The 26,071-nt window shown below is 37.9% G+C and carries 29 protein-coding genes; 20 read left to right on the top strand and 9 right to left on the bottom strand.

Going from position 1 to position 26,071, the window contains the following annotated elements:
• Positions 1 to 8: 8 nt before the first annotated feature.
• Entirely contained in the window at positions 9 to 1,274 is a 1,266-nt protein-coding gene (locus GL301_RS05340) for a glycoside hydrolase family 140 protein (RefSeq protein WP_003727030.1), read from the top strand.
• 60 nt (positions 1,275 to 1,334) lie between these two features.
• On the opposite strand, the gene GL301_RS05345 is transcribed toward GL301_RS05340, so the two are convergent.
• The 4 genes from GL301_RS05345 to GL301_RS05360 all read right to left on the bottom strand — a co-directional run bounded on the left by GL301_RS05345 (position 1,335) and on the right by GL301_RS05360 (position 4,104).
• Complete coding sequence (locus tag GL301_RS05345; protein WP_003725549.1) at positions 1,335 to 2,138, bottom strand: DUF817 domain-containing protein; 804 nt, start codon at positions 2,136 to 2,138, stop codon at positions 1,335 to 1,337.
• A gap of 67 nt (positions 2,139 to 2,205) precedes the next feature.
• A complete protein-coding gene (locus GL301_RS05350; protein ID WP_010958836.1) occupies positions 2,206 to 2,787 on the bottom strand; it encodes a molybdenum cofactor guanylyltransferase in 582 nt (193 codons plus the stop codon).
• Positions 2,768 to 3,430 carry an ATP-binding cassette domain-containing protein gene (locus tag GL301_RS05355; RefSeq protein ID WP_010958837.1) on the bottom strand — a complete coding sequence of 221 codons (663 nt, stop codon included), beginning with the start codon at positions 3,428 to 3,430 and terminating at the stop codon, positions 2,768 to 2,770. The genes GL301_RS05350 and GL301_RS05355 overlap by 20 nt, the downstream gene beginning before the upstream one ends.
• Positions 3,431 to 3,432: 2 nt before the next feature.
• On the bottom strand, positions 3,433 to 4,104 hold the full coding sequence (locus GL301_RS05360; protein ID WP_003725552.1) for a molybdate ABC transporter permease subunit: 672 nt from the start codon (positions 4,102 to 4,104) through the stop codon (positions 3,433 to 3,435).
• A 103-nt stretch (positions 4,105 to 4,207) separates the two neighbouring features.
• On the opposite strand from GL301_RS05360, the gene modA reads away from it, so the two are divergent.
• The 7 genes from modA (at position 4,208) to moaA (ending at position 8,936) form a co-directional block, all read left to right on the top strand.
• On the top strand, positions 4,208 to 4,978 hold the full coding sequence (gene modA, locus GL301_RS05365) for a molybdate ABC transporter substrate-binding protein (RefSeq protein WP_010958838.1): 771 nt from the start codon (positions 4,208 to 4,210) through the stop codon (positions 4,976 to 4,978).
• A 94-nt stretch (positions 4,979 to 5,072) separates the two neighbouring features.
• Positions 5,073 to 6,296, top strand: coding sequence for a molybdopterin molybdotransferase MoeA (locus GL301_RS05370; protein WP_010958839.1), 1,224 nt, complete (start codon positions 5,073 to 5,075; stop codon positions 6,294 to 6,296).
• Entirely contained in the window at positions 6,275 to 6,760 is a 486-nt protein-coding gene (gene mobB, locus GL301_RS05375) for a molybdopterin-guanine dinucleotide biosynthesis protein B (protein WP_003725555.1), read from the top strand. The genes GL301_RS05370 and mobB overlap by 22 nt, the downstream gene beginning before the upstream one ends.
• Complete coding sequence (locus tag GL301_RS05380; protein ID WP_003727028.1) at positions 6,757 to 7,179, top strand: molybdenum cofactor biosynthesis protein MoaE; 423 nt, start codon at positions 6,757 to 6,759, stop codon at positions 7,177 to 7,179. The genes mobB and GL301_RS05380 overlap by 4 nt, the downstream gene beginning before the upstream one ends.
• Positions 7,163 to 7,411, top strand: coding sequence for a molybdopterin converting factor subunit 1 (gene moaD, locus GL301_RS05385; RefSeq protein ID WP_003725557.1), 249 nt, complete (start codon positions 7,163 to 7,165; stop codon positions 7,409 to 7,411). Before GL301_RS05380 ends, moaD begins: the two co-directional genes overlap by 17 nt.
• A gap of 12 nt (positions 7,412 to 7,423) precedes the next feature.
• Positions 7,424 to 7,906 carry a cyclic pyranopterin monophosphate synthase MoaC gene (gene moaC / locus GL301_RS05390; RefSeq protein WP_003725558.1) on the top strand — a complete coding sequence of 161 codons (483 nt, stop codon included), beginning with the start codon at positions 7,424 to 7,426 and terminating at the stop codon, positions 7,904 to 7,906.
• A gap of 28 nt (positions 7,907 to 7,934) precedes the next feature.
• Positions 7,935 to 8,936, top strand: coding sequence for a GTP 3',8-cyclase MoaA (moaA, locus tag GL301_RS05395; RefSeq protein WP_003725559.1), 1,002 nt, complete (start codon positions 7,935 to 7,937; stop codon positions 8,934 to 8,936).
• Positions 8,937 to 8,970: 34 nt separating this feature from the next.
• Here moaA and GL301_RS05400 read toward each other — a convergent pair whose 3' ends face one another.
• Both GL301_RS05400 and GL301_RS05405 read right to left on the bottom strand, forming a co-directional pair.
• Positions 8,971 to 9,459: a MogA/MoaB family molybdenum cofactor biosynthesis protein gene (locus GL301_RS05400; protein ID WP_003725560.1), complete on the bottom strand. Its 489-nt coding sequence runs from the start codon at positions 9,457 to 9,459 to the stop codon at positions 8,971 to 8,973.
• 11 nt (positions 9,460 to 9,470) lie between these two features.
• A complete protein-coding gene (locus GL301_RS05405; RefSeq protein WP_010958840.1) occupies positions 9,471 to 10,469 on the bottom strand; it encodes a ThiF family adenylyltransferase in 999 nt (332 codons plus the stop codon).
• Between the two features lie 131 nt (positions 10,470 to 10,600).
• Here GL301_RS05405 and GL301_RS05410 point away from each other — a divergent pair, with 131 nt between their 5' ends.
• Complete coding sequence (locus GL301_RS05410) at positions 10,601 to 11,155, top strand: flavin reductase family protein (protein WP_003731548.1); 555 nt, start codon at positions 10,601 to 10,603, stop codon at positions 11,153 to 11,155.
• 48 nt (positions 11,156 to 11,203) lie between these two features.
• Here GL301_RS05410 and def read toward each other — a convergent pair whose 3' ends face one another.
• Positions 11,204 to 11,755 carry a peptide deformylase gene (def, locus tag GL301_RS05415; protein ID WP_003725563.1) on the bottom strand — a complete coding sequence of 184 codons (552 nt, stop codon included), beginning with the start codon at positions 11,753 to 11,755 and terminating at the stop codon, positions 11,204 to 11,206.
• A gap of 833 nt (positions 11,756 to 12,588) precedes the next feature.
• Here def and pdhA point away from each other — a divergent pair.
• The 8 genes from pdhA to GL301_RS05455 all read left to right on the top strand — a co-directional run bounded on the left by pdhA (position 12,589) and on the right by GL301_RS05455 (position 20,241).
• On the top strand, positions 12,589 to 13,704 hold the full coding sequence (gene pdhA, locus GL301_RS05420; RefSeq protein ID WP_003727023.1) for a pyruvate dehydrogenase (acetyl-transferring) E1 component subunit alpha: 1,116 nt from the start codon (positions 12,589 to 12,591) through the stop codon (positions 13,702 to 13,704).
• 2 nt (positions 13,705 to 13,706) lie between these two features.
• Entirely contained in the window at positions 13,707 to 14,684 is a 978-nt protein-coding gene (locus GL301_RS05425; RefSeq protein WP_003722680.1) for an alpha-ketoacid dehydrogenase subunit beta, read from the top strand.
• Positions 14,685 to 14,794: 110 nt separating this feature from the next.
• Positions 14,795 to 16,429 carry a dihydrolipoyllysine-residue acetyltransferase gene (locus GL301_RS05430; RefSeq protein WP_274758845.1) on the top strand — a complete coding sequence of 545 codons (1,635 nt, stop codon included), beginning with the start codon at positions 14,795 to 14,797 and terminating at the stop codon, positions 16,427 to 16,429.
• Between the two features lie 4 nt (positions 16,430 to 16,433).
• The gene (gene lpdA, locus GL301_RS05435) at positions 16,434 to 17,837 is read left to right on the top strand and encodes a dihydrolipoyl dehydrogenase (RefSeq protein WP_003727021.1); all 1,404 of its coding nucleotides are present in this window, start codon (positions 16,434 to 16,436) and stop codon (positions 17,835 to 17,837) included.
• 186 nt (positions 17,838 to 18,023) lie between these two features.
• On the top strand, positions 18,024 to 18,335 hold the full coding sequence (locus tag GL301_RS05440; protein ID WP_003725567.1) for a hypothetical protein: 312 nt from the start codon (positions 18,024 to 18,026) through the stop codon (positions 18,333 to 18,335).
• Between the two features lie 128 nt (positions 18,336 to 18,463).
• A complete protein-coding gene (locus GL301_RS05445; RefSeq protein WP_003727020.1) occupies positions 18,464 to 19,417 on the top strand; it encodes a Rossmann-fold NAD(P)-binding domain-containing protein in 954 nt (317 codons plus the stop codon).
• Positions 19,417 to 19,689, top strand: coding sequence for a UPF0223 family protein (locus GL301_RS05450; protein WP_003722685.1), 273 nt, complete (start codon positions 19,417 to 19,419; stop codon positions 19,687 to 19,689). The genes GL301_RS05445 and GL301_RS05450 overlap by 1 nt, the downstream gene beginning before the upstream one ends.
• 21 nt (positions 19,690 to 19,710) lie before the next feature.
• Entirely contained in the window at positions 19,711 to 20,241 is a 531-nt protein-coding gene (locus tag GL301_RS05455) for a DsbA family protein (RefSeq protein ID WP_070008220.1), read from the top strand.
• 57 nt (positions 20,242 to 20,298) lie between these two features.
• Here GL301_RS05455 and GL301_RS05460 read toward each other — a convergent pair whose 3' ends face one another.
• Positions 20,299 to 21,243, bottom strand: coding sequence for a magnesium transporter CorA family protein (locus tag GL301_RS05460; RefSeq protein ID WP_003722692.1), 945 nt, complete (start codon positions 21,241 to 21,243; stop codon positions 20,299 to 20,301).
• A 200-nt stretch (positions 21,244 to 21,443) separates the two neighbouring features.
• On the bottom strand, positions 21,444 to 22,058 hold the full coding sequence (locus tag GL301_RS05465) for a YktB family protein (RefSeq protein ID WP_003725570.1): 615 nt from the start codon (positions 22,056 to 22,058) through the stop codon (positions 21,444 to 21,446).
• Positions 22,059 to 22,188: 130 nt separating this feature from the next.
• Between GL301_RS05465 and GL301_RS05470 the strand changes: the two genes are divergently transcribed.
• The 3 genes from GL301_RS05470 (at position 22,189) to GL301_RS05480 (ending at position 26,045) form a co-directional block, all read left to right on the top strand.
• Entirely contained in the window at positions 22,189 to 22,962 is a 774-nt protein-coding gene (locus GL301_RS05470; protein ID WP_003725571.1) for an inositol monophosphatase family protein, read from the top strand.
• Between the two features lie 191 nt (positions 22,963 to 23,153).
• Positions 23,154 to 24,992, top strand: a complete 1,839-nt coding sequence (gene typA / locus GL301_RS05475) for a translational GTPase TypA (RefSeq protein ID WP_003722695.1) — start codon at positions 23,154 to 23,156, stop codon at positions 24,990 to 24,992.
• Positions 24,993 to 25,169: 177 nt separating this feature from the next.
• Positions 25,170 to 26,045, top strand: coding sequence for a DUF5068 domain-containing protein (locus tag GL301_RS05480; RefSeq protein WP_003725572.1), 876 nt, complete (start codon positions 25,170 to 25,172; stop codon positions 26,043 to 26,045).
• Positions 26,046 to 26,071: the final 26 nt, after the last annotated feature.

A 26,071-nucleotide genomic window follows, 5' to 3' on the forward strand; every position in this document is an offset into this window, starting at 1 on the left:
TGAAAAAAATGTTAAAACAAAGTGCAGATAAGCGCCGGATAGAGAAAAATGACAAACCTTTTTTCTACCTTGCAGATACTGTTTGGAGTGCGTTTACAAATATTGATTTAACAGATTGGGCCTACTATTTAAAAGTCCGAAAAGAGCAGGGATTTAATGTACTGCAAATCAATATTTTGCCACAATGGGATCGAAGTATACTAAAAAAAATGCAAGAGCCGTTTGGTATAAGTGAAGGTTTTTTCGATTTAAAAGCTAAAAATGAAGCTTACTTTAAACATGCAGAAAAGATGTTAGAAATGGCAGTGAATCAAGGTTTTACTCCAGCGCTTGTGTTATTGTGGTGTAATTATATTCCAGAGACGTGGGGGGCAAAATTTGGTACTTCACCACTGTTTCGAAAAGAAGACATTAAACCCTATACAGAAATGATGTTGGAACATTTCGAGCAATTCGAACCAATTTATATCATTAGTGGGGACACGGATTTTCCAACGGAAACTGTAACAGCTTATTATTTGGAAGCTTTAGAAACCGTTTCTAAAAAAGCGCCACACGCACTTAAAGTTTTGCATATTTGCGGTCGTTTAAAAGATATTCCGGAAAATCTGCAAACACATCCAGCACTTGATTTGTATTTTTATCAATCTGGACATAATTCGGAGCACCAATCAATGGCGTATACGTTGGCAGAACACTTTAGTCAGTTAGAGCCAATCAAGCCAGTTATTAATTCAGAACCGTGTTACGAATTAATGGGATATAGTCGACAAAAATATGGTCGTTTTAGCCGAGAAGATGTACGAAAAGCAGCTTGGCAAAGTGTCTTATCTGGTGCTATAGCTGGTATTTCTTATGGGGCACATGGTATTTGGAGTTGGCATGAAGAAGGAAGTACATTTGGATCAGCTCTAGGCGAAGGTTTTGTTTCTCCATTTAATTGGCGACAAGCACTTCATTTTGAAGGAGCTACAGATTATGCATTTCTAAAATCCTTTATTTTGGCAAATGACTTAACAACACTGGCACCAATAAATTTAGTTTTAAATCAAACTCCAGAAATTCGAGCAGCGGAGACCGAAAAAGTAGTTATCATTTATGTGCCATCAAATGTCCCGATTTATTTGAAAGGGCAATTTGCTTCTTTGGATGACTACGCGATTGATTTGGAGCAAGGTAAAAAGGTCAGCCTTACAAAAATACTTCATGAAGAAAAAACAGAAATTCAGATGACTCCTTTTTTAAAAGATAGTTTATATGTAATTCACAAATAAATTCCAATTTCTTTCTGGAAAAAATAATTTTGTTTACCAATAAAAACTAAAGCGAGGCCACTATTTCAGCGTGGCCTCGCTTTTGGCTTTTACAGAAGTTTGTTCTAATTTTTGCTTAACAAATTTAAGTTGTGCGACGATTATAATACTAATAATAACAAGTAAATACCAACTCGTAATTTTTGAAACGTGCACCGGACGCCATGCAATCAGCTGGTCTGGATAAGACCAAGCTCCGTAAAAACTAGCAATGTTCTCCGCAAGATAAATGAAAAAGGCGATGCATAAAAAGGAAAAAGATAAAGGCATTTTGAGTTGAGTAGAACTAACTTTGAAATAAACATATGTTTTTCGGAATAAAACGAGAACTAAAACAATCAAAATCCACCGAAAATCCATTATAAAATGATGCGTGAAAAAATTAGCGTAAATTGTTATGCAAAGGCTACTTACTAACCAGATATTTGGCCAATTTGTCATTTTAAGATCAAATCTTTTCCAAGCCTGACAAATATAACTCGCCACACTTGAATACATAAAACCGCTATAAAGCGGCACACCGAAAAGTTTCATTAAACCAGGCTCTGGATAACTCCATGACCCCATATGTACTTTATAGATTTCAAGTCCAAGTCCAATAAGATGAAAAACCATAATTACCTTAAGTTCATCCCATGTTTCTAAACCGAATTTTATAAGTAGCACTTGCGTTCCAAGACAAATAATCAAAAGTAAGTCGTAGCGCGCAATAAAAGGAATATCAATCAATTTTGTAAGTGCAAGCGAAATAAAGATAATGCCTGGAAAAATACAACAAAGTGCTTGCTTCCAAGTAAACACCCAAAGTAAGCGGAAAAATTGCATAAAAAAACCTCTTCTCATGATTTTCTCTAGTTTACCAAAAAAAACTAAAGAAAAGGACAAGAAAAGGTTAAAAAAGTTCATTTTGATGATTGATATTTCTAAATGGGGCATCTTCTTCAAATGCTAAAGGTTTGGTATGGAGTTTTTCGAGTAAAGCTCTGACACGATGTTGCTCGTCTTGTAGTAAGTGATGTAGCACTTCTCGTGAGTAGGGAATATTGGCAACCAAATAGTGATTTGCTTGCGCTGTTTTAGCAAAATGATTAGGATAATCAGCCAGTCGTCCAATTTCTTTTGGAGTCAAAAAAGGCATATCGACAGGAAGCACTAGGAAATTAGCTTTCTGATAAGCATTTGCTTCTACCATCACCGCATAAATTCCTCCAAGCGGTCCAAATTCACTGAATGCGGTTTGATCTGGAATGATTTCAATGCTTGGTTCTGCAACAAAAAGAGCCACGAGTTTTGAATGATTTTCATGATTTGCCGATACAAATACCATATCGCAAAGCGGCAGCAACTTACTAACCGTTAGCTCGACCCACGTTTTTCCAGTTGCCTCATCCTGAAAAAACGCTTTTGGTTCCCCAAAACGGCTTGAGCGACCACCGGCTAATACAATGCCGACATTAACTTTTTCGTTTTTCAAGGCGTCCCTCTCGCATAACTAAAATTTCTTCGGTCATCATTTCTGCTTCCGAGGCATAATGCGTGACAAAAATAACGGGGATATGGAAGTCTTTGGCCATTTGACCAACTAATTTCATACAAATCAAACGCGTTTCTTCATCTAAACCATTGAAAGGTTCATCCAGTAAAAGTAATTTTGGCTCCGTAATCATTGCCCGAGCCATCGCAACACGTTGTTTCTCGCCACCAGATAATTTCTGAACGGAAGAATAAAGCAGGTGAGAAATTTGTAGATAATCACTCATTTTTCGTACTTGTTGCTGAATTTCTGCTTGTTCTTTTTTCTTCTTTTTCTTCACTTTCAAGCCAAAAGCGATATTTTCATACACATTCATATTTGGGAATAGAGCTAAATTCTGAAATAAATAACCTACTTTGCGCTCTGTTACAGGAAGATGTAACGAAATATTGGAATCATCCCACGGAGTCCCGTCAAATTCAATAATGCCGCCGTCAATACTTTTCAAGCCACTAACGCACTGAAATAGAGTTGACTTGCCTGAACCACTTGCGCCCATCATCGCGGTTACTGGCTCTTCAAACGTATAATCAATATTTAAATCATGAAAAGGAAGTTTTTTGTGAAATTGTAATCGTAGCATAATTACATCCCCCTCGTTAAATTACTCTGGCGTATAGTTAATACATGAATGACAAGTAAAGCAAACACGCCGATAATGACGTTAATTAATCCAAGATAAATCGCAGTACGCATGTCTCCTTGTTGCACCATAAAATAGATGCTTGAAGCAATGGTATCCGTCTTGCCTTCAATATAACCAGCCACCATCAAACTTGCGCCAAATTCACCCATCGCCCGACAAAAACTAAGCAAAACCCCTGCTAAAATTGGTTGCCAGCAATTCGGTAAAATAATTTTTGTGAAAATTTGTTTTTTATTCGCTGAAAGAGTCTCTGCTGCCCATACAAGTTCGTGATCAATTGATAAAAATGCTGATTTCAAACCTTGATACATAATCGGTAAAATAATAATTGTCGTTGCAACAATTGCGCCGCTAAGGGAAAAAATAAAGCTGAAATCAAAAGTATCCCAAAGCACACCACCAATAAAATCATTGCGGCCGAGGACGTTCAGTAAAACTAAACCAACCACAGTTGGCGGTAAAACAAGCGGAAGTAAAATTAAAATCTCCACTGGTAACTGGAAACGTGATTTTCGACCGGCAAAATAATAACTCAGTGGTAACATCGTCATAAACGCGAGAAACGTAGAAATTGTAGCTACAAGTAATGTATGCCAAACAGATGTAAACATAAATCTCCTCCTGAACCCTCTAGTACTTCTATTATTATCGTTCTCTCTGGTATAAAATGTCAAACTTAAGTACAATGTAACTAAATAAAAAGGGGGATGAAGAATGAAAAAAATAGCACTTATTATATGTTGTGGATTATTACTACTTCTCGGAGCTTGCGAGGATACACCTGAGAAAGCCAAAACAACGACTATACATATTTCAGCTGCAGCAAGTTTAAAAGATACGATAGATGACGTAAAGCCACTTTTTGAAAAAGCTAATCCAACGATTAAATTATCCTTTGATTTTGGTGGTTCTGGGCAAATTCGCGAACGTGTCGAAAGCGGTGCACCAATTGACGGCGTCCTTTTAGCGAGTAAAAAAGATGCGGATACACTGATTAAGCAAAATTTAGCAGAAAAAACGAAAGAATTTGCGGGAAATGAACTCGTTCTAATTGAACCTAAAAACGTGGATCAGAAGGCAGGGATGAACTTAGAACAATTACTTAATGATGCATCCAAAATCGCCATCGGGGATCCAGAATCAGTACCAGCAGGCGCCTATGCCAAACAAACGCTCGAAAACTTAAATCTATATAATGCAGAAAAAGCAAAACTCGTTCTTGCCACCGATGTTCGTCAAGTCTTATCCTATGTGGAAGCTGGAAATGCAGATGCAGGCTTCGTTTACCAGACAGATGCTCTATTAAGCAAAAAAGTACAAGTGAAGGCAAAAATCGATGAGAAACTCCATGATCCAATTGCTTACTATAGCGCACAAGTCAGTGACTCGGATAAAAGAGAAGAAACCGCGACATTCCTTGATTTTATGAATACATCAGAAGCGCAAAAAATACTGGAAAAATACGGATTCAAAGCAGCAAACTAAGGAGAAGTCGCTTTACTTTTTAAAACAAGCAAACTCCTGTATATTGGTACTAAAGAAAACGCATACATTATTTAGGAAAGGGAAGTGCGCCCAGATGATTGAAAAAAGAAATACCATTAGAATGGAACAAGCGAGAGAGATATTATGTAATCAAATAACGCATCTTCCAGTAGAAAAGAAATGTGTGACAGAGGCGTTAAACCAAGTACTACAAGAACCTATTTTCGCGCCGTTTCCTGCTCCCTATTTTAGGCGCTCTGGTTATGATGGCTTTGCGATTACTGAGGAGGATGACGAGAATTATCCTATCACTTTGCACGTTGTAGCAGAAGTTCCGTGTGGGGAAACATACGATAAACTGCTAAAACCTGGTGAAACCGTCCGAATAATGACTGGAGCAAAAGTGCCAGATAATGCCTCGAAAATTATTATGCTCGAACAATCAAGAGAAGCGGATAACGAGCATGAAATCGTACTTATAAATACACAAAAATCTACTAACATTACAGAAATCGGTACGGAGTTCGCCAAAGGAGATTTGCTGTTAGATCGTGGCCACATTTTAAATGCCGGTTCGATAAGTTTACTGTCATCCTTTGGAATTCAAGAAGTACAAGTCATCAGAAAGCCAAAAGTAGCTATTTTATCCACAGGTAGTGAACTTGTTCCTGCTGGAAATCCACTTCCAGATGGCAAAATTTTTAATAGTAATCAACCATTACTGGAGAATTTACTAAAAGTACATCATGCCGAAATTTGCGCGGCCGAACAATTACCTGATAATTATGAGGATACGAAAAAACGATTACTAGAATTGACTCAAATAGCAGACTTGATAATCACTACAGGTGGTGTTTCTGTAGGGGACTTTGACTATATGGCTGATATTGCAAAAAAAGAGGCAGAATTACTTTTTAATAAAATTCAAATGCGACCGGGCAGTCCGACAACAGGGATGTGGTTGGACAACACGCTTATCATCGCACTTTCTGGTAATCCAGGGGCATGCTTTACAGGTTTTTACTTATTCGTAGAACCGGTATTAGCTACCTTAATGGGGAAAGATACAACTGAGACGACCAAAGTCCGTGCAAAAATGGCGAGCGATTACACTAAAAATAATGGCTATGATCGTTTTTTACGAGGAACCTATCGTTTGTCTGACGAAGGGGAATATTTGGTTGAGTTGGTAGGAAGCGATATGTCGAGTGCGCTAGGAAACCTCCATTTAACCACCTGTTTATTCAAAATCCCTCGCGGTAAAGTTGGAAAATTAAAAGGAGAAGAGGTCGAAGCATGGCTACTATCCTCCAAATAATCGGCTTTAAAAATAGCGGGAAGACAACTTTACTAAATGCACTAATTCGAGCTAGTCGGAAGGAAAACTACACAGTATCTGCCATCAAACATGATGCACATGATTTTTCTGTAGATCACGCGGGAACGGATTCCTACTCGTTTCAAGAAAGTGGTGCAGAGGCTGTTGTTATTGCGAATTCGAGACAATATGCTGTGATGGAACAAACCGGCATCGATTTAAAAACAGCCATTCAAAAGTTACCAGAATCAGATATCGTTCTTATAGAAGGCTACAAAGAAGGTCCTTTTCCTAAAATTATTTTAATTCGCGAACAGGCGGAAATCGAACTTTTAAACAATAGTAAAGCTGTCCATAAAATTGCGACGCATAATCCAGCGTTAAAAAATGAAGCTATTTTCATCGGCGAAGAAAAAGCTTTAACCCTTTTTGCAGAAACGTTAATCAAGGAGTTTTTAAAATGAAATATGTAGCTTTGCAACATGAAAAAATCGAAATAGGACCACTTTCTGAAAAACTAATCAATAAAAATCACGGTGGGACTAATCTTTTTGTTGGTACAATTCGAGAATGGACGGGTGATATTCAAACAGAAGAAATTCGTTACACATCGTACGAGGAAATGGCGCTCAAAGAACTAACTAAATTAGCGGCAGAAGTAGAAACAAAGTGGGGGGCGGATGTTGTTATCGTCCACCGACTAGGACTTTTACAAATAACAGATGTCGCTGTGGTCATCGGTGTATCAACACCACACAGAGCCGCTTGCTACGAGGGATCCAGATATATTATTGAACGTTTAAAAGAACGGGTACCTATATGGAAAGAAGAAAAAGATGTCGATAAAACAAGGTGGGGTGGCATAGATGCTAACAACAGTTAAATTTTTCGCTTTTTTAGCTGATAAGACACATAAAACGGAAGTGAAATTGAATTTGCAGCAATGCCAGACAGTTGGCGAGGTTCGAGAAGTTATTAGTAGTGAATTTCCTGAAATAGCCGTTGATTTGGCAACATGTATGCTAGCTGTGAATATGGAATTTCAACAAGATCAAGACCTTTTACCAGAAGAAATAACCGAAATCGCAGTCATTCCGCCAGTAAGCGGTGGATAAGGAGGGTAATAGATGGAAAAAGATGATTTAACGCATTTTAACGATGAAAAACGCGCAAAAATGGTAGATGTTACGAGCAAATCTGAAACAAAACGCCGTGCAATCGCTAGAGCTACGATACATATGAATGAAGAAACCTTAGCGCGTATTCATGCTGGTAAAATTGCTAAAGGAGATGTTTTGGCCGTTGCGCAAGTTGCTGGAATCATGGCGGCTAAAAAAACAAGCGAACTAATTCCAATGTGCCATCCGATTATGACGACAAAAGCTGATATTTCTTTTGAAGATGACGGTAAGACCGCGCTAACTATCACGTCCGAAGTCGTAACCGTTGGAAAGACGGGCGTCGAAATGGAGGCGCTCACGGCAGTAACCATTGCAGCATTAACCATTTATGACATGTGCAAAGCAATGGATAAAGGCATGCGGATTGAAAAAACGTATTTAGTGGAAAAAACAGGTGGAAAAAGCGGGACATTTAAAGCAGAAGCGTAACTATTTTGTAGGATAGGAGTTTTGTTTTATGCAATTATTAAAGGATAAATTTGGGCGGGTACACGATTATATTCGTATTTCAGTAACAGATCGGTGTAATTTAAGGTGTGTGTATTGTATGCCCGAAGAAGGCCTGACATTTTTGCCTCATGAAAAAGTACTATCCAAAGATGAAATTGTCAGCTTTATGGAATTAATGGTGAAATTCGGCATCAAAAAAGTCCGCATCACTGGCGGAGAGCCGTTACTAAGAACTGATATAGTGGAAATTGTTCGCGGGCTGGGAGCAATTCCTGAAATAGAGGATATTTCGATTACAACGAATGCTATGTATTTGGCAAAGAAAGCAGAAGCACTGAAGGATGCGGGGCTCACACGTGTGAATATCAGCTTAGATTCTCTTCATGAAGATCGTTTTAAAGCAATTACACGAGGTGGCCGTTTGCAAAAAGTACTTGATGGTATTCAAAAAGCAGAAGAAGTTGGACTGTTCCCAATTAAGCTTAATGTCGTACTAATTAAAGGACAAAACGATGACGAAATAACTGATTTCCTTCGATTTACAAAAGATAAAGATATTAATATTCGTTTCATTGAATACATGCCAATTGGTCATGCTGGTACGAGTTGGAAAGAAAAATATTTGCCGCTTGATACAATTTTTGAAGCTTGTAATGAAGCTGGTTATGAGTATGAACCAGTGGACTCGATTCGTGGAAATGGCCCCTCCGAAAATTTCCGTATAAAAGGAGCGAAAGGGACGTTTGGTGTGATTCACCCGGTTAGCGCTCATTTTTGTGATAGTTGCAACCGACTCAGACTTACTGCAGATGGTTATATTAAAGCATGTTTATACTGGGATGAAGAAATGAATATCCGCCCATTTATCCAAGATCCAGTGAAATTAATGCAATTGGTGCAAAAAGCAATTGATAATAAGCCTGAAAATCATGAAATGGCATTAAAATTACAAGATGAAGTACAATCAAATAAACCAACTTGGCGGCGTATGAGTCAAATTGGAGGATAAATAAAACATCCGGTCACATGTGTGGTCGGATGTTTTATTTTTGTCGTTCTGCTATTAAATGAGGTAATTCTGGGATAATCAATTTTTGAACAGCGAGCTGGCAAGCGTTACTTGATCCAGGCAACGCAAAAAGCAGTAAGCCGCTTTCTGAAAAGCCAGCGAATGCACGAGACACCATGGCGCGACTACCAACTTCTTCGTAACTGAGCATCCTGAAAATTTCACCAAACCCAGGGATTTCTTGCTGAATCGTTGCGAATAATGCTTCATACGTAACATCACGCCTAGCAATACCGGTACCACCATTTGTGATAAGGCAAAAGGACCCATTAGCTGCTAACTCGTTTATTTTTTGCTTAATGAGCGTAACATCATCAGGCACGACAATCCGCGAAATAACCTCATGCCCAGCAGTTTCTAAGGCAGATTGAATCAGTTGACCACTAGTATCCGTATCCAAATTCCTTGTATCACTAATCGTTAAAATACTACAAGTTACCTTAATAAATGTTTTTTGTTCCATAACTGCCTCCTTTAGTTGAAAAATAAGTGATATGTTTTTTTCGCTTCTGTTATATTTTCTGTCCCATGAAGTAACACGCGTCCATTTTTGAAAATAACAAATTGAAATTTTTCGTATTGGAAACTGAGTAAAGCGGGATTTTCATTATAAAAAATTTTTTGTTCCGTCAGCATTTGTTTAATTTCGTGATAATTGCTTTTATTTGGCAGACGAAATTGTACTGTATCTCTTCCGCAAAGAGCGACTGTTTGCTCGGAAAAAGGCACTTCTGAAATCATTTTTCCAGTTGCGCAACCAGAGCAATCGGGGCGTTTCTTGACTTCAAGAGACCGGAAAGAAAATTGCCAATTATCTAGTTGATAGTAGGTATTTGATTTGAAATCAGGATTGATTATCATTTGTGTAAGTAAAGAAACTTGCATGCCCGCGACAATCGGAATCAGCGCACCATCCACACCGATAATATCGCAACTTGCTGCGTTGGTTTGGGGAATATCACCAAGTAAACAGTGTAAACAAGCAGAGTCGGGTGGAATAATTGGCATGAGATTCGCATAATTTCCAGCACACGAGGTGAAAATCCATGGAATTTGATGGCTGAAACAAAATTGATTTAAAAAGTCGCGCGTCATAAAATTATCTGTACAATCAAGTATGTAATCAATTGCTCCGGCATAAGGCGTTAAACTTGTTGCGTTCGCATCATCAACTATATATTCGATTTCAATATCGCTATTAATTAATTGTAACGCTTTGGATGCCGCATACGCTTTTGCTTGTTTGTCTAATGCATCTTGTTCCGTGAAAAGCGATTGGCGCTGCAAGTTACTTAGCTCCACATAGTCACGATCAATTAAAATTAACTTTCCAAAGCCCATTCGTGCACAAATTTCTGCGGCATATGAACCAATCGCACCAACGCCAACAATCAAAATCGTTTTCGTGAGTAACTTTTTTTGACCAACTTTTCCGATGTTCTTAACACGCATCTGTCTATCATAACGTTCCAATTTTCCACCTTCTTTCCAATCTTATTTTACCAGAAAAACACATAAAGCGCTTACTTGTAAGGTTTTAATTTATTCTTGAAATCTTAGTATGGCATCATTTATAATGAAAGAAAAAACTAGAGGTGCTAACTTTGAAACAGCGCATAGAAACAGAAAAATTTTATCCAGCTTATCCAGTCTTTGTATTAACGTATTTGAATGAGGTTGGAGAACCGCAAATGTCAACGGGATCATCATCGTACACATTAGGAGATAGTATTGTTATAGGCGTGTCAGCAGAAAGTAATGCCAGCAAACACTTGCATGCTGGCCAAAAATTTGCAGTAAATTTTCCAAACACGGAGCAGTTAGGATTGATTGAGCAAGGGGGATTCTCGTCAGGAAAGCGTAACGATAAAATAAAAGTTCATCAAATAGAATTAACCAAAAGTGATAGTGGGGGAGTAGCTTACATAGATGTGTGTCCGATTGTTCTCGAATGCACCGTGATTCAAACAGTTTCTGACATGGACTATCATACTATCTTTGCTAAAATTGACTCGCGATTATTTGAAAAAAATTTAGTGGACTCAGATGGTCATTTTATTCACGAAGAACTTGATTTAGTGCTATTCTCAGGCGATGCAAATGAACGTAAATTCAGACAGCTTGATACAAAAATAGAAACAGTTGGTGGTCACTCATAAAGTCAAAAATCCCCGCAGGATCTTAATTCCTGCGGGGATTTATTCAATTTAACCAAACACATCCACATCTGGTGGCAAGTATGATGGATTTTCTTTATTAATATGATCATAAAACATAATACCGTTCAAATGATCGATTTCGTGTTGAATAACAATCGCTGGATAACCTTTGAAACGTAATTTAAGCGGTGTACCATTTTCGTCAAAGGCATCAATGGTTACACGTTCACTTCGGACCACATACCCTGGAACTTCTCGGTCAACAGAAAGACAACCTTCACCACCAGAAAGACAAGCTTGCTGTACAGAATGGCTACGAATTTTTGGATTATAAAGCACATAACTATAAAGACGATCTTTTTCATCATGTACATGAATAGCTAGGAAACGTTTAGTCACAGCGAGTTGTGGAGCTGCAATTCCAACGCCACCACGCAACCCATATTTTTCTGCTAACTCTTCATCTTGACTGTTAATCAGGAATTCGAGCATCTCGCGTCCTAATTTTTTTTCTTCATCTGAAAGCGGGAAAGTCACTTCTGTCGCAACTTCTCTAAGTGCTGGATGACCTTCTCGTACAATATCGTCCATTGTAAGCATGATTTGATTCTCTCCTGTTCTTTAATAACTTATCTTTATTTTAACAAAAGAACGAAAAAAAAGGAATGAAAGATTACTAGACTCGAAAAAAAGAGTGTTTTAATAGGTCTAAAGGCATATTTGTTAAAAAAGAGAAAGTTTTAAAAACGAACAATAACAATCATTTTTTTTATAATGTTCGTTTAAACTAAACAAAGAAAAAAATTATATGTTTGTGAATTCACAAACTATCGATATTTGCTGTTTGAAAGCTTGAAATAGGTGTGGTAATGCGAGAGTTGTAATATTATATAACAGTTTTTATCTGTTTCATCTTTTTTTAATACAGAAGTGGAAAGCGAATGATTTAAGTAATAATGCCATTGTAAGCGATAAAACAATTAGAGATTAACTTATTGACTTCATAATCTTGGTAGTGTAAATTAAGAGAGAAGATTAGTGTATTAATAAAATTCTTGTTTTTAAGTAAAACAGAAATAACTTTTAACTAAAAGGAAAGTTCCTGATTTTTTATGAAACATTGTGAAAGAATGAATATTTTTTCACAAACTCTCTTAAAACCCATGTTTTCAATGAGGATTTTGTGGTAATAACTGGAGAGGCTACGTAATTGGTTAATAGGAATTTAGAAAAAAGCTTCCGGAATCTGCTTCTTTCTATAGAAAGACTTTTCTTTTTACTACGCTATTATAATTAATACACAATCAGGATGGCAGTTTTAAAAGAATCCATTTAGATGGGTAAATGACCGGACGAGCGTTACATAAAACGCATACCTAACTAATGAAGAATTTGAAACTGTACAATGTGAATGACGAAAGGGTGGATACGAAATGGCTTCTAAAACAAAGAAGGCTATTATCGACGTAAAGAAACAATTTGAGGCTGTTCATAAACAATTTGAATTAGTTCAAATTTTGAATGAAAAAGGAGAAATCGTTAATCCAGATTTAATGCCGGATTTAACTGATGACGAGTTAGTAGAATTAATGACTCGCATGGTTTGGACTCGTGTACTTGACCAACGTTCTATCTCACTTAACCGTCAAGGACGTCTAGGTTTCTACGCTCCAACTGCTGGACAAGAAGCTTCCCAACTTGCAAGCCACTACGCACTTGAAAAACATGACTATATTCTTCCGGGTTACCGTGATGTGCCACAACTTATCTGGCACGGACTTCCGCTTACAAAAGCGTTCTTGTTCTCTCGTGGACACTTTGTAGGTAACCAATTCCCTGAAGATTTAAATGTATTATCACCACAAATCATCATCGGTGCACAAATCGTGCAAGCTGCCGGTGTTGCTCTAGGTCTTAAAAAACGTAAAAAAGACGCTGTTGTAATCACTTATACAGGTGATGGTGGTTCTTCCCAAGGTGACTTCTATGAAGGAATGAACTTTGCAGGTGCTTACCATGCTCCAGCAATCTTCGTAGTACAAAATAACAAATTCGCGATTTCTACACCTCGTGAAAAACAATCAGCTGCTGAAACATTAGCTCAAAAAGCAGTTGCAGCCGGAATCCCAGGCGTACAAGTAGACGGAATGGATCCACTTGCAGTATATGCTGTAACTAAATTCGCTCGTGAACGTGCAGTTGCTGGTGAAGGCCCAACATTAATCGAAACAATGACTTACCGTTATGGTCCACATACACTTTCCGGTGATGATCCAACTCGTTACCGTACAAAAGAACTTGACGGAGAATGGGAACTTAAAGACCCAATCGTTCGCTTCCGTACTTTCTTAGAAGGTAAAGGCCTTTGGAACGAAGAAAAAGAAAATGCTGTTATCGATCAAGCAAAAGAAGAAATCAAAGTAGCAATTAAAGAAGCAGATGCTACACCAAAACAAACTGTAACTGATCTTCTTAAAAATATGTACGAAACACCAACTGCTCCTATCAAAGAGCAACTGGCAATCTATGAAGCGAAGGAGTCGAAATAATCATGGCGCAAAAAACAATGATTCAAGCGATTACAGATGCGCTTGCAGTAGAACTTGAAAAAGACGAAAACGTATTAGTTTTTGGGGAAGACGTTGGTAAAAACGGCGGAGTATTCCGTGCAACAGAAGGATTACAAGAAAAATTTGGCGAAGATCGTGTATTCGATACTCCTCTAGCAGAATCTGGTATCGGTGGTCTTGCGATTGGTCTTGCACTTGAAGGTTTCCGTCCAGTTCCAGAAATTCAATTCTTCGGTTTCGTATTTGAAGTAATGGATTCCGTTGCTGGTCAAATGGCTCGTATGCGTTATCGTACAGGCGGAACTCGTACTGCTCCAATTACAATTCGCGCACCTTTTGGTGGTGGAGTTCATACACCAGAAATGCATGCGGATAACTTAGAAGGATTAATGGCTCAATCACCTGGTTTAAAAGTGGTAATTCCATCCACTCCATATGATGCAAAAGGTCTTTTAATCTCAGCTATTCGTGATAACGATCCAGTTATCTTCTTAGAACATATGAAATTATACCGTTCTTTCCGTGAAGAAGTTCCAGAAGGCGAATACACAGTAGAAATTGGTAAAGCAGCTGTTCGTCGTGAAGGTACGGATGTTTCTATCATCACTTACGGTGCAATGGTACAAGAATCAATGAAAGCAGCAGAAGCGCTTGAAAAAGATGGCGTATCTGTAGAAGTTATTGATTTACGTACAATTAGCCCAATTGATGTGGAAACAATCATTGCTTCCGTTAAGAAAACAAACCGCGCAGTTGTAGTTCAAGAAGCGCAAAAACAAGCGGGTATTGCAGCTAATATCGTTGCTGAAATCAACGACCATGCAATCCTTTCTCTTGAAGCTCCAGTTATGCGTGTTGCTGCTCCAGATAGCGTATTCCCGTTCTCTCAAGCAGAAACAGTTTGGTTACCTAACCACAACGATATCATCGAACGTGTAAAAGAAGTTATTGCATTTTAATTTATAATGACCGTTTTAAAACTTATGGGGAGTTTTAGAAGGGGAAAGAAATATTTTTATACTAAGGTTCAGTTTATCTGAACCTTAGAAATTACAGGAGGCTTAATAAAATGGCATATTCATTTAAATTACCGGATATCGGTGAAGGTATCCATGAAGGTGAAATCGTTAAATGGTTTGTACAACCAGGCGATAAGATTGAAGAAGATGAATCCCTATTTGAAGTACAAAACGACAAATCAGTGGAAGAAATCACTTCTCCAGTTTCAGGAACGATTAAAGAAATCAAAGTTGCAGAAGGTACAGTTGCTACAGTTGGACAAGTACTAGTAACATTTGATGGCGTAGAAGGTCACGAAGACGACGCCGAAGAAGAAAGCGCAGTACCAAAAGCAGAATCCACAGAATCAACTCCTGCACCCGCACAAGCTAGCGGAAAAGGAATTTTTGAATTCAAATTACCAGATATTGGTGAAGGAATTCATGAAGGTGAAATTGTTAAATGGTTTATTCAACCGGGCGATAAAGTAGAAGAAGATCAGTCCATTTTTGAAGTACAAAACGACAAATCTGTCGAAGAAATTACTTCTCCAGTAGATGGAACTGTTAAAGATATTTTAGTTAGCGAAGGAACAGTAGCAACAGTTGGTCAAGTATTAGTAACATTCGAAGGCGATTTTGAAGGAGAAGCTAGTCATGAATCTACTCCAGAATCTCCAGCAGAAGAAGCTGAACTTACAAACAACGATGCAACTTCCGCTCCAGTTACAGGTGGAAACGGAACGCCATCATCTAAAAAAGATCCTAATGGCCTTGTAATTGCAATGCCTTCTGTACGTAAATATGCGCGTGAAAAAGGCGTTAATATCGCTGAAGTAGCAGGCTCTGGAAAAAATAACCGCGTAGTTAAAGCTGATATTGATGCTTTCCTAAACGGCGAACAACCAGCTGCATCAACAACTACTGCTCAAACAGAAGAAAAAGCAGCAGCACCAAAGGCAGAAAAAGCAGCAGCAAAACAACCAGTTGCAAGCTCCGATGCTTACCCAGAAACACGCGAAAAATTAACACCAACTCGTCGTGCGATTGCAAAAGCAATGGTAAATTCAAAACATACAGCTCCACACGTTACTTTAATGGACGAAATCGAAGTAACTGCACTTATGGCTCACCGCAAACGTTTCAAAGAAGTGGCTGCCGAAAAAGGTATCAAACTAACTTTCTTACCTTATATGGTGAAAGCTCTTGTTGCAACGCTTCGTGACTTCCCAGTGCTTAACACAACTTTAGATGATGCGACAGAAGAACTTGTTTACAAACATTACTTCAACGTTGGTATCGCAGCAGATACAGACCACGGTTTATATGTACCAGTAATTAAAAATGCTGATAAAAAATCCGTATTCCAAATTTCTGATGAAATCAACGAACTAGCTGGAAAAGCACGTGATGGTAAATTAACTGCTGACGAAATGCGCCACGGTTCCGCAACTATTTCTAATATCGGTTCTGCCGGTGGACAATGGTTCACTCCAGTAATTAATTACCCAGAAGTTGCTATCCTAGGTGTTGGTCGTATTGCTCAAAAACCTATCGTAAAAGATGGCGAAATTGTAGCAGCACCAGTACTTGCTCTTTCCTTGAGCTTTGACCACCGTGTAATTGACGGCGCAACTGCTCAAAAAGCAATGAACAATATTAAACGTTTATTAAACGATCCAGAATTATTACTAATGGAGGTGTAACAAAATGGTAGTAGGCGATTTTCCAGAAGAAAGAGACACCATAGTCATCGGTGCAGGCCCAGGTGGGTATGTAGCCGCAATCCGAGCTGCACAACTCGGACAAAAAGTTACCATTATTGAAAAAGAATATTACGGCGGTGTGTGCTTAAACGTGGGATGTATTCCTTCCAAAGCACTTATCACAATCGGTCACCGTTTTAAAGAAGCTGGACACTCTGATAACATGGGTATTACAGCAGACAACGTGAACTTAGATTTCACAAAAGCACAAGAATGGAAAGGCGGCGTAGTTAACAAGCTTACATCAGGTGTTAAAGGCCTTCTTAAGAAAAATAAAGTAGAAATGTTAGAAGGAGAAGCGTTCTTCGTGGATGATCATTCCTTGCGTGTGATTCACCCTGACTCCGCTCAAACTTATACATTTAACAACGTAATCATTGCAACAGGATCTCGTCCAATCGAAATCCCAGGTTTCAAATATGGTAAACGTGTATTAAGCTCAACTGGTGCACTTGCACTAACAGAAGTTCCGAAAAAATTAGTCGTAATTGGCGGCGGATATATCGGAACAGAACTAGGTGGAGCATTCGCTAACCTTGGTACAGAACTAACTATCCTTGAAGGTGGTCCAGAAATCTTACCAACATACGAAAAAGACATGGTTTCCCTAGTTAAACGTAATCTGAAAAGCAAAAACGTTGAAATGGTTACTAAAGCACTTGCAAAATCTGCTGAAGAAACTGAAAACGGCGTTAAAGTAACGTATGAAGCTAACGGTGAAACTAAAACTATCGAAGCTGATTATGTTTTAGTGACAGTAGGTCGTCGCCCAAATACAGACGAAATCGGTTTAGAACAAGCTGGCGTTAAAGTAACAGAACGCGGTTTAGTAGAAGTTGACAAACAAGGTCGCTCTAACGTTTCTAACATTTTCGCAATTGGTGACATCGTTCCTGGTGTTCCTCTAGCTCACAAAGCTAGCTATGAAGCAAAAATCGCTGCTGAAGCAATTGCTGGCGAAAAAGCAGAAAACGATTATACAGCACTTCCAGCTGTTGTTTTCAGTGACCCAGAACTTGCAACAGTTGGTTTAACAGAAAAAGAAGCAAAAGAAAAAGGCTTTGATGTAAAAGCTGCTAAATTCCCATTCGGCGGTAACGGTCGTGCGCTTTCTTTAGATGCACCTGAAGGATTTGTTCGTCTAGTTACTCGTAAAGAAGATGGCCTAGTTATCGGTGCACAAGTTGCCGGAATGAACGCTTCTGATATTATTTCAGAAATCGGCTTAGCAATCGAATCGGGTATTACAGCTGAAGACATCGCGCTTACTATCCATGCTCATCCATCCCTTGGAGAGCTTACAATGGAAGCAGCTGAACTTGCTTTAGGTCGTCCAATTCACATGTAATCAACTTAAAGCGGAGGTATCCTTTATGGATATTTCCGCTTTTTATCTATATAAATTAGTGCGTGATTTCACAAAAACTCTTTTAGTTCATTTTTTGAAATATTTAAAGTATCCGTTTTAGAAAAAAAGGAGTATAATGTAACAAGTGAATGTAACAAGTCAAATCTAATTGAATCAGGTGAAAAAATGGAGAAACAAACAGCAACTTGGAAGAAAGCTCTATTTTGGTTTGCGTATGTAGTAGCAGGAATTTGTTTTTTATTAACGATTGTGGCCTTTATTGTAGGATTTATTCATCACATGCATGATACAGGTGGATGGCGTTCCGTTATTCAAATTCTCGAAACTCCAATCACAGGCTTTGTCAAAATGACTGGTGGCTACATCGGTAAAGGAATCTTAGAAGTAATTATTCTGATTATCGTTAGTTATGTATTACCGATTTTCTTCTGTTTTGCAACGCATTATTTAAAAGTAAAACGACGTGAAATGGCTTAAAATAAGATTATTTTGTAAAAAGCAAAGCGAATGAGCATTGCTTTTTATTTATGTGGTCAAGTTATTTTATTTTTGCCTCGGAAGCATGCTAAAATAACAATAAGAGACTTGATGAGGAGGAGATGCATATGCCATCTAAGAAGAAAAAAATTGTCGTTATCGGCAGAAGTAATCTACAAAATCTCTACATTCATACAGTTCTTTTAAAAAAAATACCAGCCGAGATTTACTTAATAGACGATCAAGCTAAAACAAGCGTACAAGATTTTGACTATGCGAGTTATTATCATGCAGATGCGACCATTCACGCAGGAACCTTCAACGAGTGTCGCAACGCTGATATAGTCGTCTTTTTTCAAGAAGAAATGTCCAATCAACTCGTTTCAAAAGAAGACAATGTCACGCTAATCAAAGAAAAAGTGAAGAAAATGATGGCGAGCGGTTTCCGAGGAATTGTCTTAGTGGCGACAGCTGAAAGTAATGTCGTTGCCGCGTTAATTAAACGTTTCTCCGGCTTACCTGCAAATCAAATTATTACGCTTGGCACCATGCTTGCGACGTCTTATTTTCAAGTGGAAATTGCTAAATTATTTAAAATTAGCCCTAAAAATGTACACGGATATATTATTGGCGATAATGCAGAAGATGTCATTCCTGTATGGAGTAGAGCCTTTCTTGGAGGCAAACCAATTTTAAGTTATTTAGCTGAAGAGCAAAAAAGAATCTCAGCAGAGGATTTACAAAATTTAACAAAAATGATTACTAAAATTCCAGATTTTCCTTTTGAAAATAAAGATGGTTGTTCTTTTCGATTTAGCACGGTAACTGTTCTTGCTGAATTAACCGAAGTTGTTTTGCGCGACGAAGCAAGAGTTATCACAGTTGGTGTTGAAGTGAAAGACGCATATGGTTTAGAAAATCCTGTCTTCATTAGTGTTCCAGCTGTCATTGGCGCAGAAGGAGTCAGAGAACTACTTGAATTACATCTCTCAGACGATGAACAAAAAGAATTAAAACAAATCGCCACAAAAACCACCGAGAAATTGGAAGAATTGCAACTTAACAAAGGAGGGATTAGTTAATGGAATACAGTTATCCACTAAATCCAGACTGGACAACCGAAGAAATGACGATTGTTGTGCAATTTTTAGAAGCTATTGAGCGAGCGTATGAAAAGGGCATAGATACGCTTGAGCTCAAAGAAAAATATCGAGCATTCAAACAAGTAGTCCCTGCCAAAGGAGAAGAAAAACGGATTGGTATCGACTTTGAAAAAGCAAGTGGCTATTCGGCCTATAAAGTCATGCAACTTGTAAAAAACGCAACTACTAGTAAAATAAAAATGCAACCATAATTAAGAGGAGGAATTTTTTTCATGGATATTAGCCAAATTAAAGCAGAAGTAGTAACACCAGAAACAGGGATACACGTAGGAGATCAAACTGCGCCAGTAAAGGTAATGTCATTCGTTAACTTACGTTGCCCATTTTGTAGAGAATGGAATGAAAAATCCAAAGACGTTCTAACGGAATATATTCAAGCAGGGAAAATTGAATTAATCATTAAACCATTTGATAAAGAAAAAGAATCGTTACAACGAGGAAATGTAACGCATCGCTACTTAGATTATTCCAAACCGGAAGAAACCCGTGAAACAATCAATAAAATTTATAGTAAGCAAGATGAATGGGGTAGCCTAACGCTTCCTGAAGTAGCTACTTATATGGAATCCGAGTTAGGCTTAACAGAGCAAGACAACAAAGCGGCATCAGAAAAAATTGTTGCTGAGGCAAACGCGGCAAATGTTGTTTTTGTACCAACTGTTATTGTGGGTGAACATATTTTTGATGAGCACATTAGTCCTGAAGAATTACGTTCGTTGCTAGACGGCGAATTAGCTAACTAAAAAAAGCGAATGTATTGCCCTAAAATCTTAGGTAATACATTCGCTTTTTGCTTGTTTTTAAAAGAATTTCCTCCGCCAGAACACAATCGCAAGTGCTCCTGCAATCCCAAATGCGAAACCGAGCGTCAGCATCCAAGCCATTGGTGTATTCATAAACGGTAATTTTACGTTCATTCCGTAAAAACTAAACACCATTGTTGGAATCGTCAAGATGATGGTAAAAGAAGTAAGGAATTTCATCACGATATTCATATTGTTGGAGATAATTGAAGCATAAGCATCCATCATCCCACTTAAAATATTCGAATGGACTTCCGCCATTTCAATACCTTGGCGATTTTCAATAATAACATCTTCTAATAAGTCTTGATCTTCTTCGTACATTTTAACAATATTTTGACGCATCATTTTATCAAGTACGACTTTATTCGATTTAAGGGCGGTTACAAAGTAAACTAAACTTTTTTCAATCCCCATTAAATCATAAAGTTGTTTATTTTTCATAGATTCATGTAGTTCTTTTTCGATTTCGTCTGTTTGACGGTTCAAGCGTTTTAAGTGACGCAAGAAAGTAGTGGAAATCATGTATAAGATTTGCAATGCAAACCGCGTTTTCATATGTGTATAAAAGCCTTTAATACGGTTTCTAATAAATGATTGTACAATAGAAGAATCAATCGTACAAATTGTAATAAAATAATCCTTTGTAATAATTATCCCCATTGGTATGGTTTCAAATGAAGCGTAATGAATATCATCTTCATCGACTACCGGAAAGTCACAAACGATTAAAACAGAATCCGAGTCGTCATCGCGTTCAATCCGGGCACTTTCATCTTTATCTAGTGGATCTTCTAAGAACTCTAGTGGAATTTCGTAGTTATCGGCAATTTTGTTAATTTCTTCGGAAGTTGGCGCAACAATATTAATCCAACAATTGCGTGTCACTTCTTCTAATTCAATTAATTTGCCGTTTTCATCTGATTTGAAAATTTGATGCATGCTTTTTACCTCCTTTTTTAACAGGTAAATTTCACGCGGTTAGAGTTTCGTTCCCGTGAAAAATCACCTGTATGAATACTTCGATGTGGACCAGGGTCACTTGCTGTTTGCTGCTCCTTTTTCACGTTCCTCAACTCCTTCAAACCATAGTAATTCACAACTCTACCATTATACCTAGATTATAGTCATTTGTACATCTTTTATTGAAGGGAAGCCTTATAGAGCGGAATTAGCTCGTCAAGGACCATTTCTGCCTCTTTAATGAAGTCTTTCCCTGGGGATAAATGGCTATCATCTGGTAGATAAATTTTCCCAACTAAGAATTCTCCTTTTTTCACATCACGGAATCGTTCAAGCGTGGCCTTTAGTTGTCCGTCGTGTACCGGATACGTCTTTTCCTCTGTGTGATCTGGAGAAATGGCAAAGTTATCCGGTAAATCAGCCAATAATTTCTTTTCTTTCAAGAAGCGATTGGCGATTTTCGCGCTTTCTTCATTTTCATAAATAAAAGCGAGCCAAATGAATAAATAATTATCGAATAGACCCACTTGGAAATGAGGGTGCTTTTTATATCCACGTTTATCATGGCAAATGGCCAGCCAAGTGCTTTCGGGTGGGTTAACTGAACGTCTTTGGTGACGAGCAATATGTAAAAACATTTCATCGCCAAGCTTGGCACTTAAATAAGTAGTCAATTCTTCCCCAACAGCTCTGAATTTTGGTTGGATATCCGTTTGAATTCCGTTCATACGTGCTTCAAGCCCAGGAATTTGCATTGTTTTAAAATCTTTCTTACTAAATCCTTTAAAAGTCATCTGTTTTCCTCCTAATTTTGCATATAGTTTCATTATACGGAAGTTAAGTTCTAAGTGAAAGAATCTTGTTCTATTCAGATAATTCATTTTTGTGATAAAATAAACAAAAAGAGTGCGAAGAGGTGTGTTTATGGACAGCGAAAAAATAGATTATTTAGCAAGGTTATGGATCATGGAAGCCGCAGCGAAAATTAAACAATCTTTCAAAGAAACACTAGACATTGATGTCAAATCCGGTCGAAATGATTTAGTGACGAATATGGATAAAGAAACCGAAGCTTTTTTTGTTCAACAAATTAAAGACCATTTTCCTGACCATCGTTTATTTGGTGAAGAAGGAATGGCGTCAGATGTAACAGATTTAGATGGAGTGGTTTGGATTCTTGACCCAATTGACGGGACATTGAATTTTGTTGAACAGCAACGCGATTTTGCGATTTCACTTGCAGTTTATGAAGATGGAATAGGGCAGCTTGCTTATATTTATGACGTTGCACGTGATGAGCTGTATTTTGGAGAAAAAGGAAAAGGTGCTACAGTAAACGGCAGAACTATCCCTAAACTTGACCCAGCAATAGACCTAAAAGATACGCTATTAATTGCTAATTTGAGCGTGACAAGAAAATTCCCAACCATGTGGGAGGCGGTAAAAGCTTCTAGAGGATTACGATTACACGGAGCAGCTTCACTGGAATATATGGATGTTGCTACTGGACGAGCGGGAGCCTATCTTTCTGCTAATTTAGCCCCGTGGGATATAGCTGCTGGAAAAATTATCGTCGAAGAATTAGGCGGGAAAGTGACACGGATTAATGGTGAAAAAATCAATATGTTAGAAAAAGGAAGTTCTATTGTAGCATCGCCAAAAATCCATCAAACCTTATTAGATAACTACCTGCCTTAAAGAAAGCGCTCAACATAAAAAAACTTGTTTTCAGAAAATAAAAATCGTGCCAAATCCGCTCAGCTATGCTATAATAGGTAAGTTGATTTAAACGAGACGATAGCGACGGAGGAAAATAAATCTATTTTCCTCTTTCTTTTGGCTAATCTTCACGATAAATGTTTGGATTTTTAATTTAGGAGGAAACAAGATTGAATTTAAGAAATGATATTCGTAATGTAGCAATTATTGCCCACGTTGACCATGGTAAAACAACTCTAGTAGACCAATTACTACGCCAGTCAGGCACATTCCGCGACAATGAAACAGTTGCAGAACGCGCAATGGACAACAATGATTTAGAAAGAGAACGCGGTATTACAATTTTAGCGAAAAATACAGCGATTAAGTATGAAGATACACGTGTAAACATCATGGATACACCTGGACACGCCGATTTCGGTGGAGAAGTAGAACGTATCATGAAAATGGTAGATGGTGTTCTTTTAGTAGTGGACGCGTATGAAGGTACTATGCCTCAAACACGTTTTGTACTAAAAAAAGCACTAGAACAAAACTTAACACCGATCGTTGTAGTAAACAAAATTGACCGTGATTTTGCTCGCCCAGAAGAAGTTGTTGATGAAGTATTAGAATTATTCATCGAATTAGGTGCGAACGACGATCAATTAGAATTCCCAGTTGTTTATGCTTCTGCAATCAACGGAACTTCAAGCTATGATTCTGATCCAGCAGAACAAAAAGAAACAATGAAACCACTTTTAGACACAATTATCGAACATATCCCGGCTCCAGTTGATAATAGCGACGAACCATTACAATTCCAAGTATCATTACTTGATTATAATGACTATGTTGGTCGTATCGGTATTGGCCGCGTATTCCGTGGAACAATGCACGTGGGACAAACAGTTGCTTTAATTAAACTTGATGGCACAGTAAAACAATTCCGTGTAACGAAAATGTTCGGTTTCTTCGGACTAAAACGTGACGAAATTAAAGAAGCAAAAGCGGGTGACTTAGTAGCACTTGCGGGAATGGAAGACATTTTCGTTGGTGAAACAGTAACACCTTTCGATCACCAAGAAGCACTTCCACTTTTACGTATTGATGAGCCAACATTGCAAATGACTTTTGTTACAAATAACAGTCCTTTCGCAGGCCGTGAAGGTAAACACGTAACAAGCCGTAAAATTGAAGAACGCTTACTTGCAGAACTTCAAACGGATGTATCTTTACGCGTTGAACCAACAGCTTCTCCAGACGCTTGGGTAGTTTCTGGTCGTGGTGAGCTTCATTTATCCATTCTGATCGAAACAATGCGTCGCGAAGGTTATGAATTACAAGTTTCTAAACCAGAAGTAATCATCCGTGAAATTGATGGCGTGAAATGTGAACCAGTAGAAGATGTTCAAATTGATACTCCAGAAGAATTCATGGGTTCTGTTATTGAATCTATTAGCCAACGTAAAGGCGAAATGAAAAACATGATTAACGACGGTAACGGCCAAGTTCGTTTACAATTCATGGTTCCAGCTCGTGGCTTAATCGGTTATACAACTGATTTCCTTTCAATGACTCGTGGTTATGGTATTATCAACCACACATTCGATAGCTACCAACCAATCCAAAAAGGACGCGTTGGCGGACGTAGTCGTGGTGTTCTTGTATCCATGGAAACAGGTAAATCTACTACTTACGGAACAATGCAAGTAGAAGACCGTGGTACTATTTTTATAGAACCTGGTACGGATATTTACGAAGGTATGATCGTTGGGGAAAACAATCGTGAAGGCGATATCGCTGTAAACATTGTGAAAGCAAAACAAATGACTAACATTCGTTCTGCTAACAAAGACCAAACAAACGTAATCAAAAAACCTCGTCATTTATCACTAGAAGAATCATTAGAATTCCTAAACGAAGATGAATACTGTGAAGTAACACCAGAATCCATCCGTTTACGTAAAAAAATCCTAAACAAAAACGAACGTGAAAAAGCAGCAAAACGTTCAAAAACTGCTGAATAATATATATTTGAATCGGCCAAATGGTTTTTAAGTGGTAGGAATATCCTTTAAAAACTATTTGGTTTTTTTATGCTTTAATTTGCTGGAAAAGGGAATAAAATAATGTGTTTGTAACACTATTGTAATATGAAAAGCTATTTGGTATATTAGAAGTAAGTAGAAAAGGTGGTTAGTATGATGAAAAAACGTATAATTATTCTTGCAGTATTAGTGGTACTTCTTATCGGAGGAGTTGTAATCGGTGTTTATGCAAGCGGAAACTCTGCAAAAGACAACAATGAAAGCAAAACAACAGCTAAAAAAGCCACATCTACACCTAAGAAAGCAATTGACACAGAGAAAAAAGAAACAACAACCAAAGAAGCGACAACAAAAGATTCCGTAACGGATGATAAAGGTGTAGTCACAAAAGGAAGCTCAGATGTAGAGAAAAACGCACCGGCCAAAAATAATAGTAGTGCAACAGATAAAAGCAATAGTCCAACTACACCGGCTTTTTCGTTATCTAGTACAGGCTTCAAAACTTCCAATGTATCTTCTGTTCTTGGTGGAACTGTAACAACAACGTATTTGTCGAGTGCCCCATCATTCGAAAAAATCTTTGAAAATTTAACGATTGAAGTGAATCAATATAAAGTAGAGCATGTTGTTGGTGCGAATAAAGCAGTTAGTGCAAGTAATCCAGAAAGCTATTTAGCAAATAAAAACGGCTATGTAATCACTTTAGACATTTCCATTAAAAATACTTCTGCAAAAGATAAAATGTACAAAGCAGACCAAATTACACTTATAGGAGCAAATGAATTTGTAGGAGGAAGCTTAGATAATTTTGTTCCTTCTAATTTTCATCTTATAGGAAGTAAAGCAGATCCAAATATTTTCACCGCTGGAAAAACAGCTCGTGGGCTTCTTACATTTACAATGACAGAAGCTGTGTACAATGATTTAGCAGCTGACTCAAAAATAGGTGTTCCAAATCCTGATAAATTTGATGCAAGTGTTTCTGAAGCTAATGCAGGCGATGATGTAGTTGCCTCATTCCCAGTAAAATAAAAAAATCCGCCCGATAAAGGGCGGAT

The organism is Listeria sp. LM90SB2, assembly GCF_028867355.1.
Taxonomy (GTDB): Bacteria; Bacillota; Bacilli; order Lactobacillales; family Listeriaceae; genus Listeria; species Listeria monocytogenes_B.

What these genes read in the sequence shown, in the direction of transcription:
- pdhA (WP_003727023.1), top strand. Translation starts at nt 12,589, where the DNA reads ATGGCTTCTAAAACAAAGAAGGCTATTATCGACGTAAAGAAACAATTT.
- GL301_RS05445 (WP_003727020.1), top strand. Translation starts at nt 18,464, where the DNA reads ATGCCATCTAAGAAGAAAAAAATTGTCGTTATCGGCAGAAGTAATCTA.
- modA (WP_010958838.1), top strand. Translation starts at nt 4,208, where the DNA reads ATGAAAAAAATAGCACTTATTATATGTTGTGGATTATTACTACTTCTC.
- GL301_RS05455 (WP_070008220.1), top strand. Translation starts at nt 19,711, where the DNA reads ATGGATATTAGCCAAATTAAAGCAGAAGTAGTAACACCAGAAACAGGG.
- def (WP_003725563.1), bottom strand. Translation starts at nt 11,755, where the DNA reads ATGCTTACAATGGACGATATTGTACGAGAAGGTCATCCAGCACTTAGA.
- GL301_RS05480 (WP_003725572.1), top strand. Translation starts at nt 25,170, where the DNA reads ATGAAAAAACGTATAATTATTCTTGCAGTATTAGTGGTACTTCTTATC.
- lpdA (WP_003727021.1), top strand. Translation starts at nt 16,434, where the DNA reads ATGGTAGTAGGCGATTTTCCAGAAGAAAGAGACACCATAGTCATCGGT.
- GL301_RS05430 (WP_274758845.1), top strand. Translation starts at nt 14,795, where the DNA reads ATGGCATATTCATTTAAATTACCGGATATCGGTGAAGGTATCCATGAA.
- GL301_RS05450 (WP_003722685.1), top strand. Translation starts at nt 19,417, where the DNA reads ATGGAATACAGTTATCCACTAAATCCAGACTGGACAACCGAAGAAATG.
- mobB (WP_003725555.1), top strand. Translation starts at nt 6,275, where the DNA reads ATGGCTACTATCCTCCAAATAATCGGCTTTAAAAATAGCGGGAAGACA.
- GL301_RS05460 (WP_003722692.1), bottom strand. Translation starts at nt 21,243, where the DNA reads ATGCATCAAATTTTCAAATCAGATGAAAACGGCAAATTAATTGAATTA.
- GL301_RS05370 (WP_010958839.1), top strand. Translation starts at nt 5,073, where the DNA reads ATGATTGAAAAAAGAAATACCATTAGAATGGAACAAGCGAGAGAGATA.
- GL301_RS05340 (WP_003727030.1), top strand. Translation starts at nt 9, where the DNA reads ATGTTAAAACAAAGTGCAGATAAGCGCCGGATAGAGAAAAATGACAAA.
- moaC (WP_003725558.1), top strand. Translation starts at nt 7,424, where the DNA reads ATGGAAAAAGATGATTTAACGCATTTTAACGATGAAAAACGCGCAAAA.
- moaA (WP_003725559.1), top strand. Translation starts at nt 7,935, where the DNA reads ATGCAATTATTAAAGGATAAATTTGGGCGGGTACACGATTATATTCGT.
- GL301_RS05400 (WP_003725560.1), bottom strand. Translation starts at nt 9,459, where the DNA reads ATGGAACAAAAAACATTTATTAAGGTAACTTGTAGTATTTTAACGATT.
- GL301_RS05355 (WP_010958837.1), bottom strand. Translation starts at nt 3,430, where the DNA reads ATGCTACGATTACAATTTCACAAAAAACTTCCTTTTCATGATTTAAAT.
- GL301_RS05465 (WP_003725570.1), bottom strand. Translation starts at nt 22,058, where the DNA reads ATGACTTTTAAAGGATTTAGTAAGAAAGATTTTAAAACAATGCAAATT.
- GL301_RS05440 (WP_003725567.1), top strand. Translation starts at nt 18,024, where the DNA reads ATGGAGAAACAAACAGCAACTTGGAAGAAAGCTCTATTTTGGTTTGCG.
- GL301_RS05345 (WP_003725549.1), bottom strand. Translation starts at nt 2,138, where the DNA reads ATGCAATTTTTCCGCTTACTTTGGGTGTTTACTTGGAAGCAAGCACTT.
- GL301_RS05470 (WP_003725571.1), top strand. Translation starts at nt 22,189, where the DNA reads ATGGACAGCGAAAAAATAGATTATTTAGCAAGGTTATGGATCATGGAA.
- GL301_RS05360 (WP_003725552.1), bottom strand. Translation starts at nt 4,104, where the DNA reads ATGTTTACATCTGTTTGGCATACATTACTTGTAGCTACAATTTCTACG.
- GL301_RS05425 (WP_003722680.1), top strand. Translation starts at nt 13,707, where the DNA reads ATGGCGCAAAAAACAATGATTCAAGCGATTACAGATGCGCTTGCAGTA.
- GL301_RS05380 (WP_003727028.1), top strand. Translation starts at nt 6,757, where the DNA reads ATGAAATATGTAGCTTTGCAACATGAAAAAATCGAAATAGGACCACTT.
- moaD (WP_003725557.1), top strand. Translation starts at nt 7,163, where the DNA reads ATGCTAACAACAGTTAAATTTTTCGCTTTTTTAGCTGATAAGACACAT.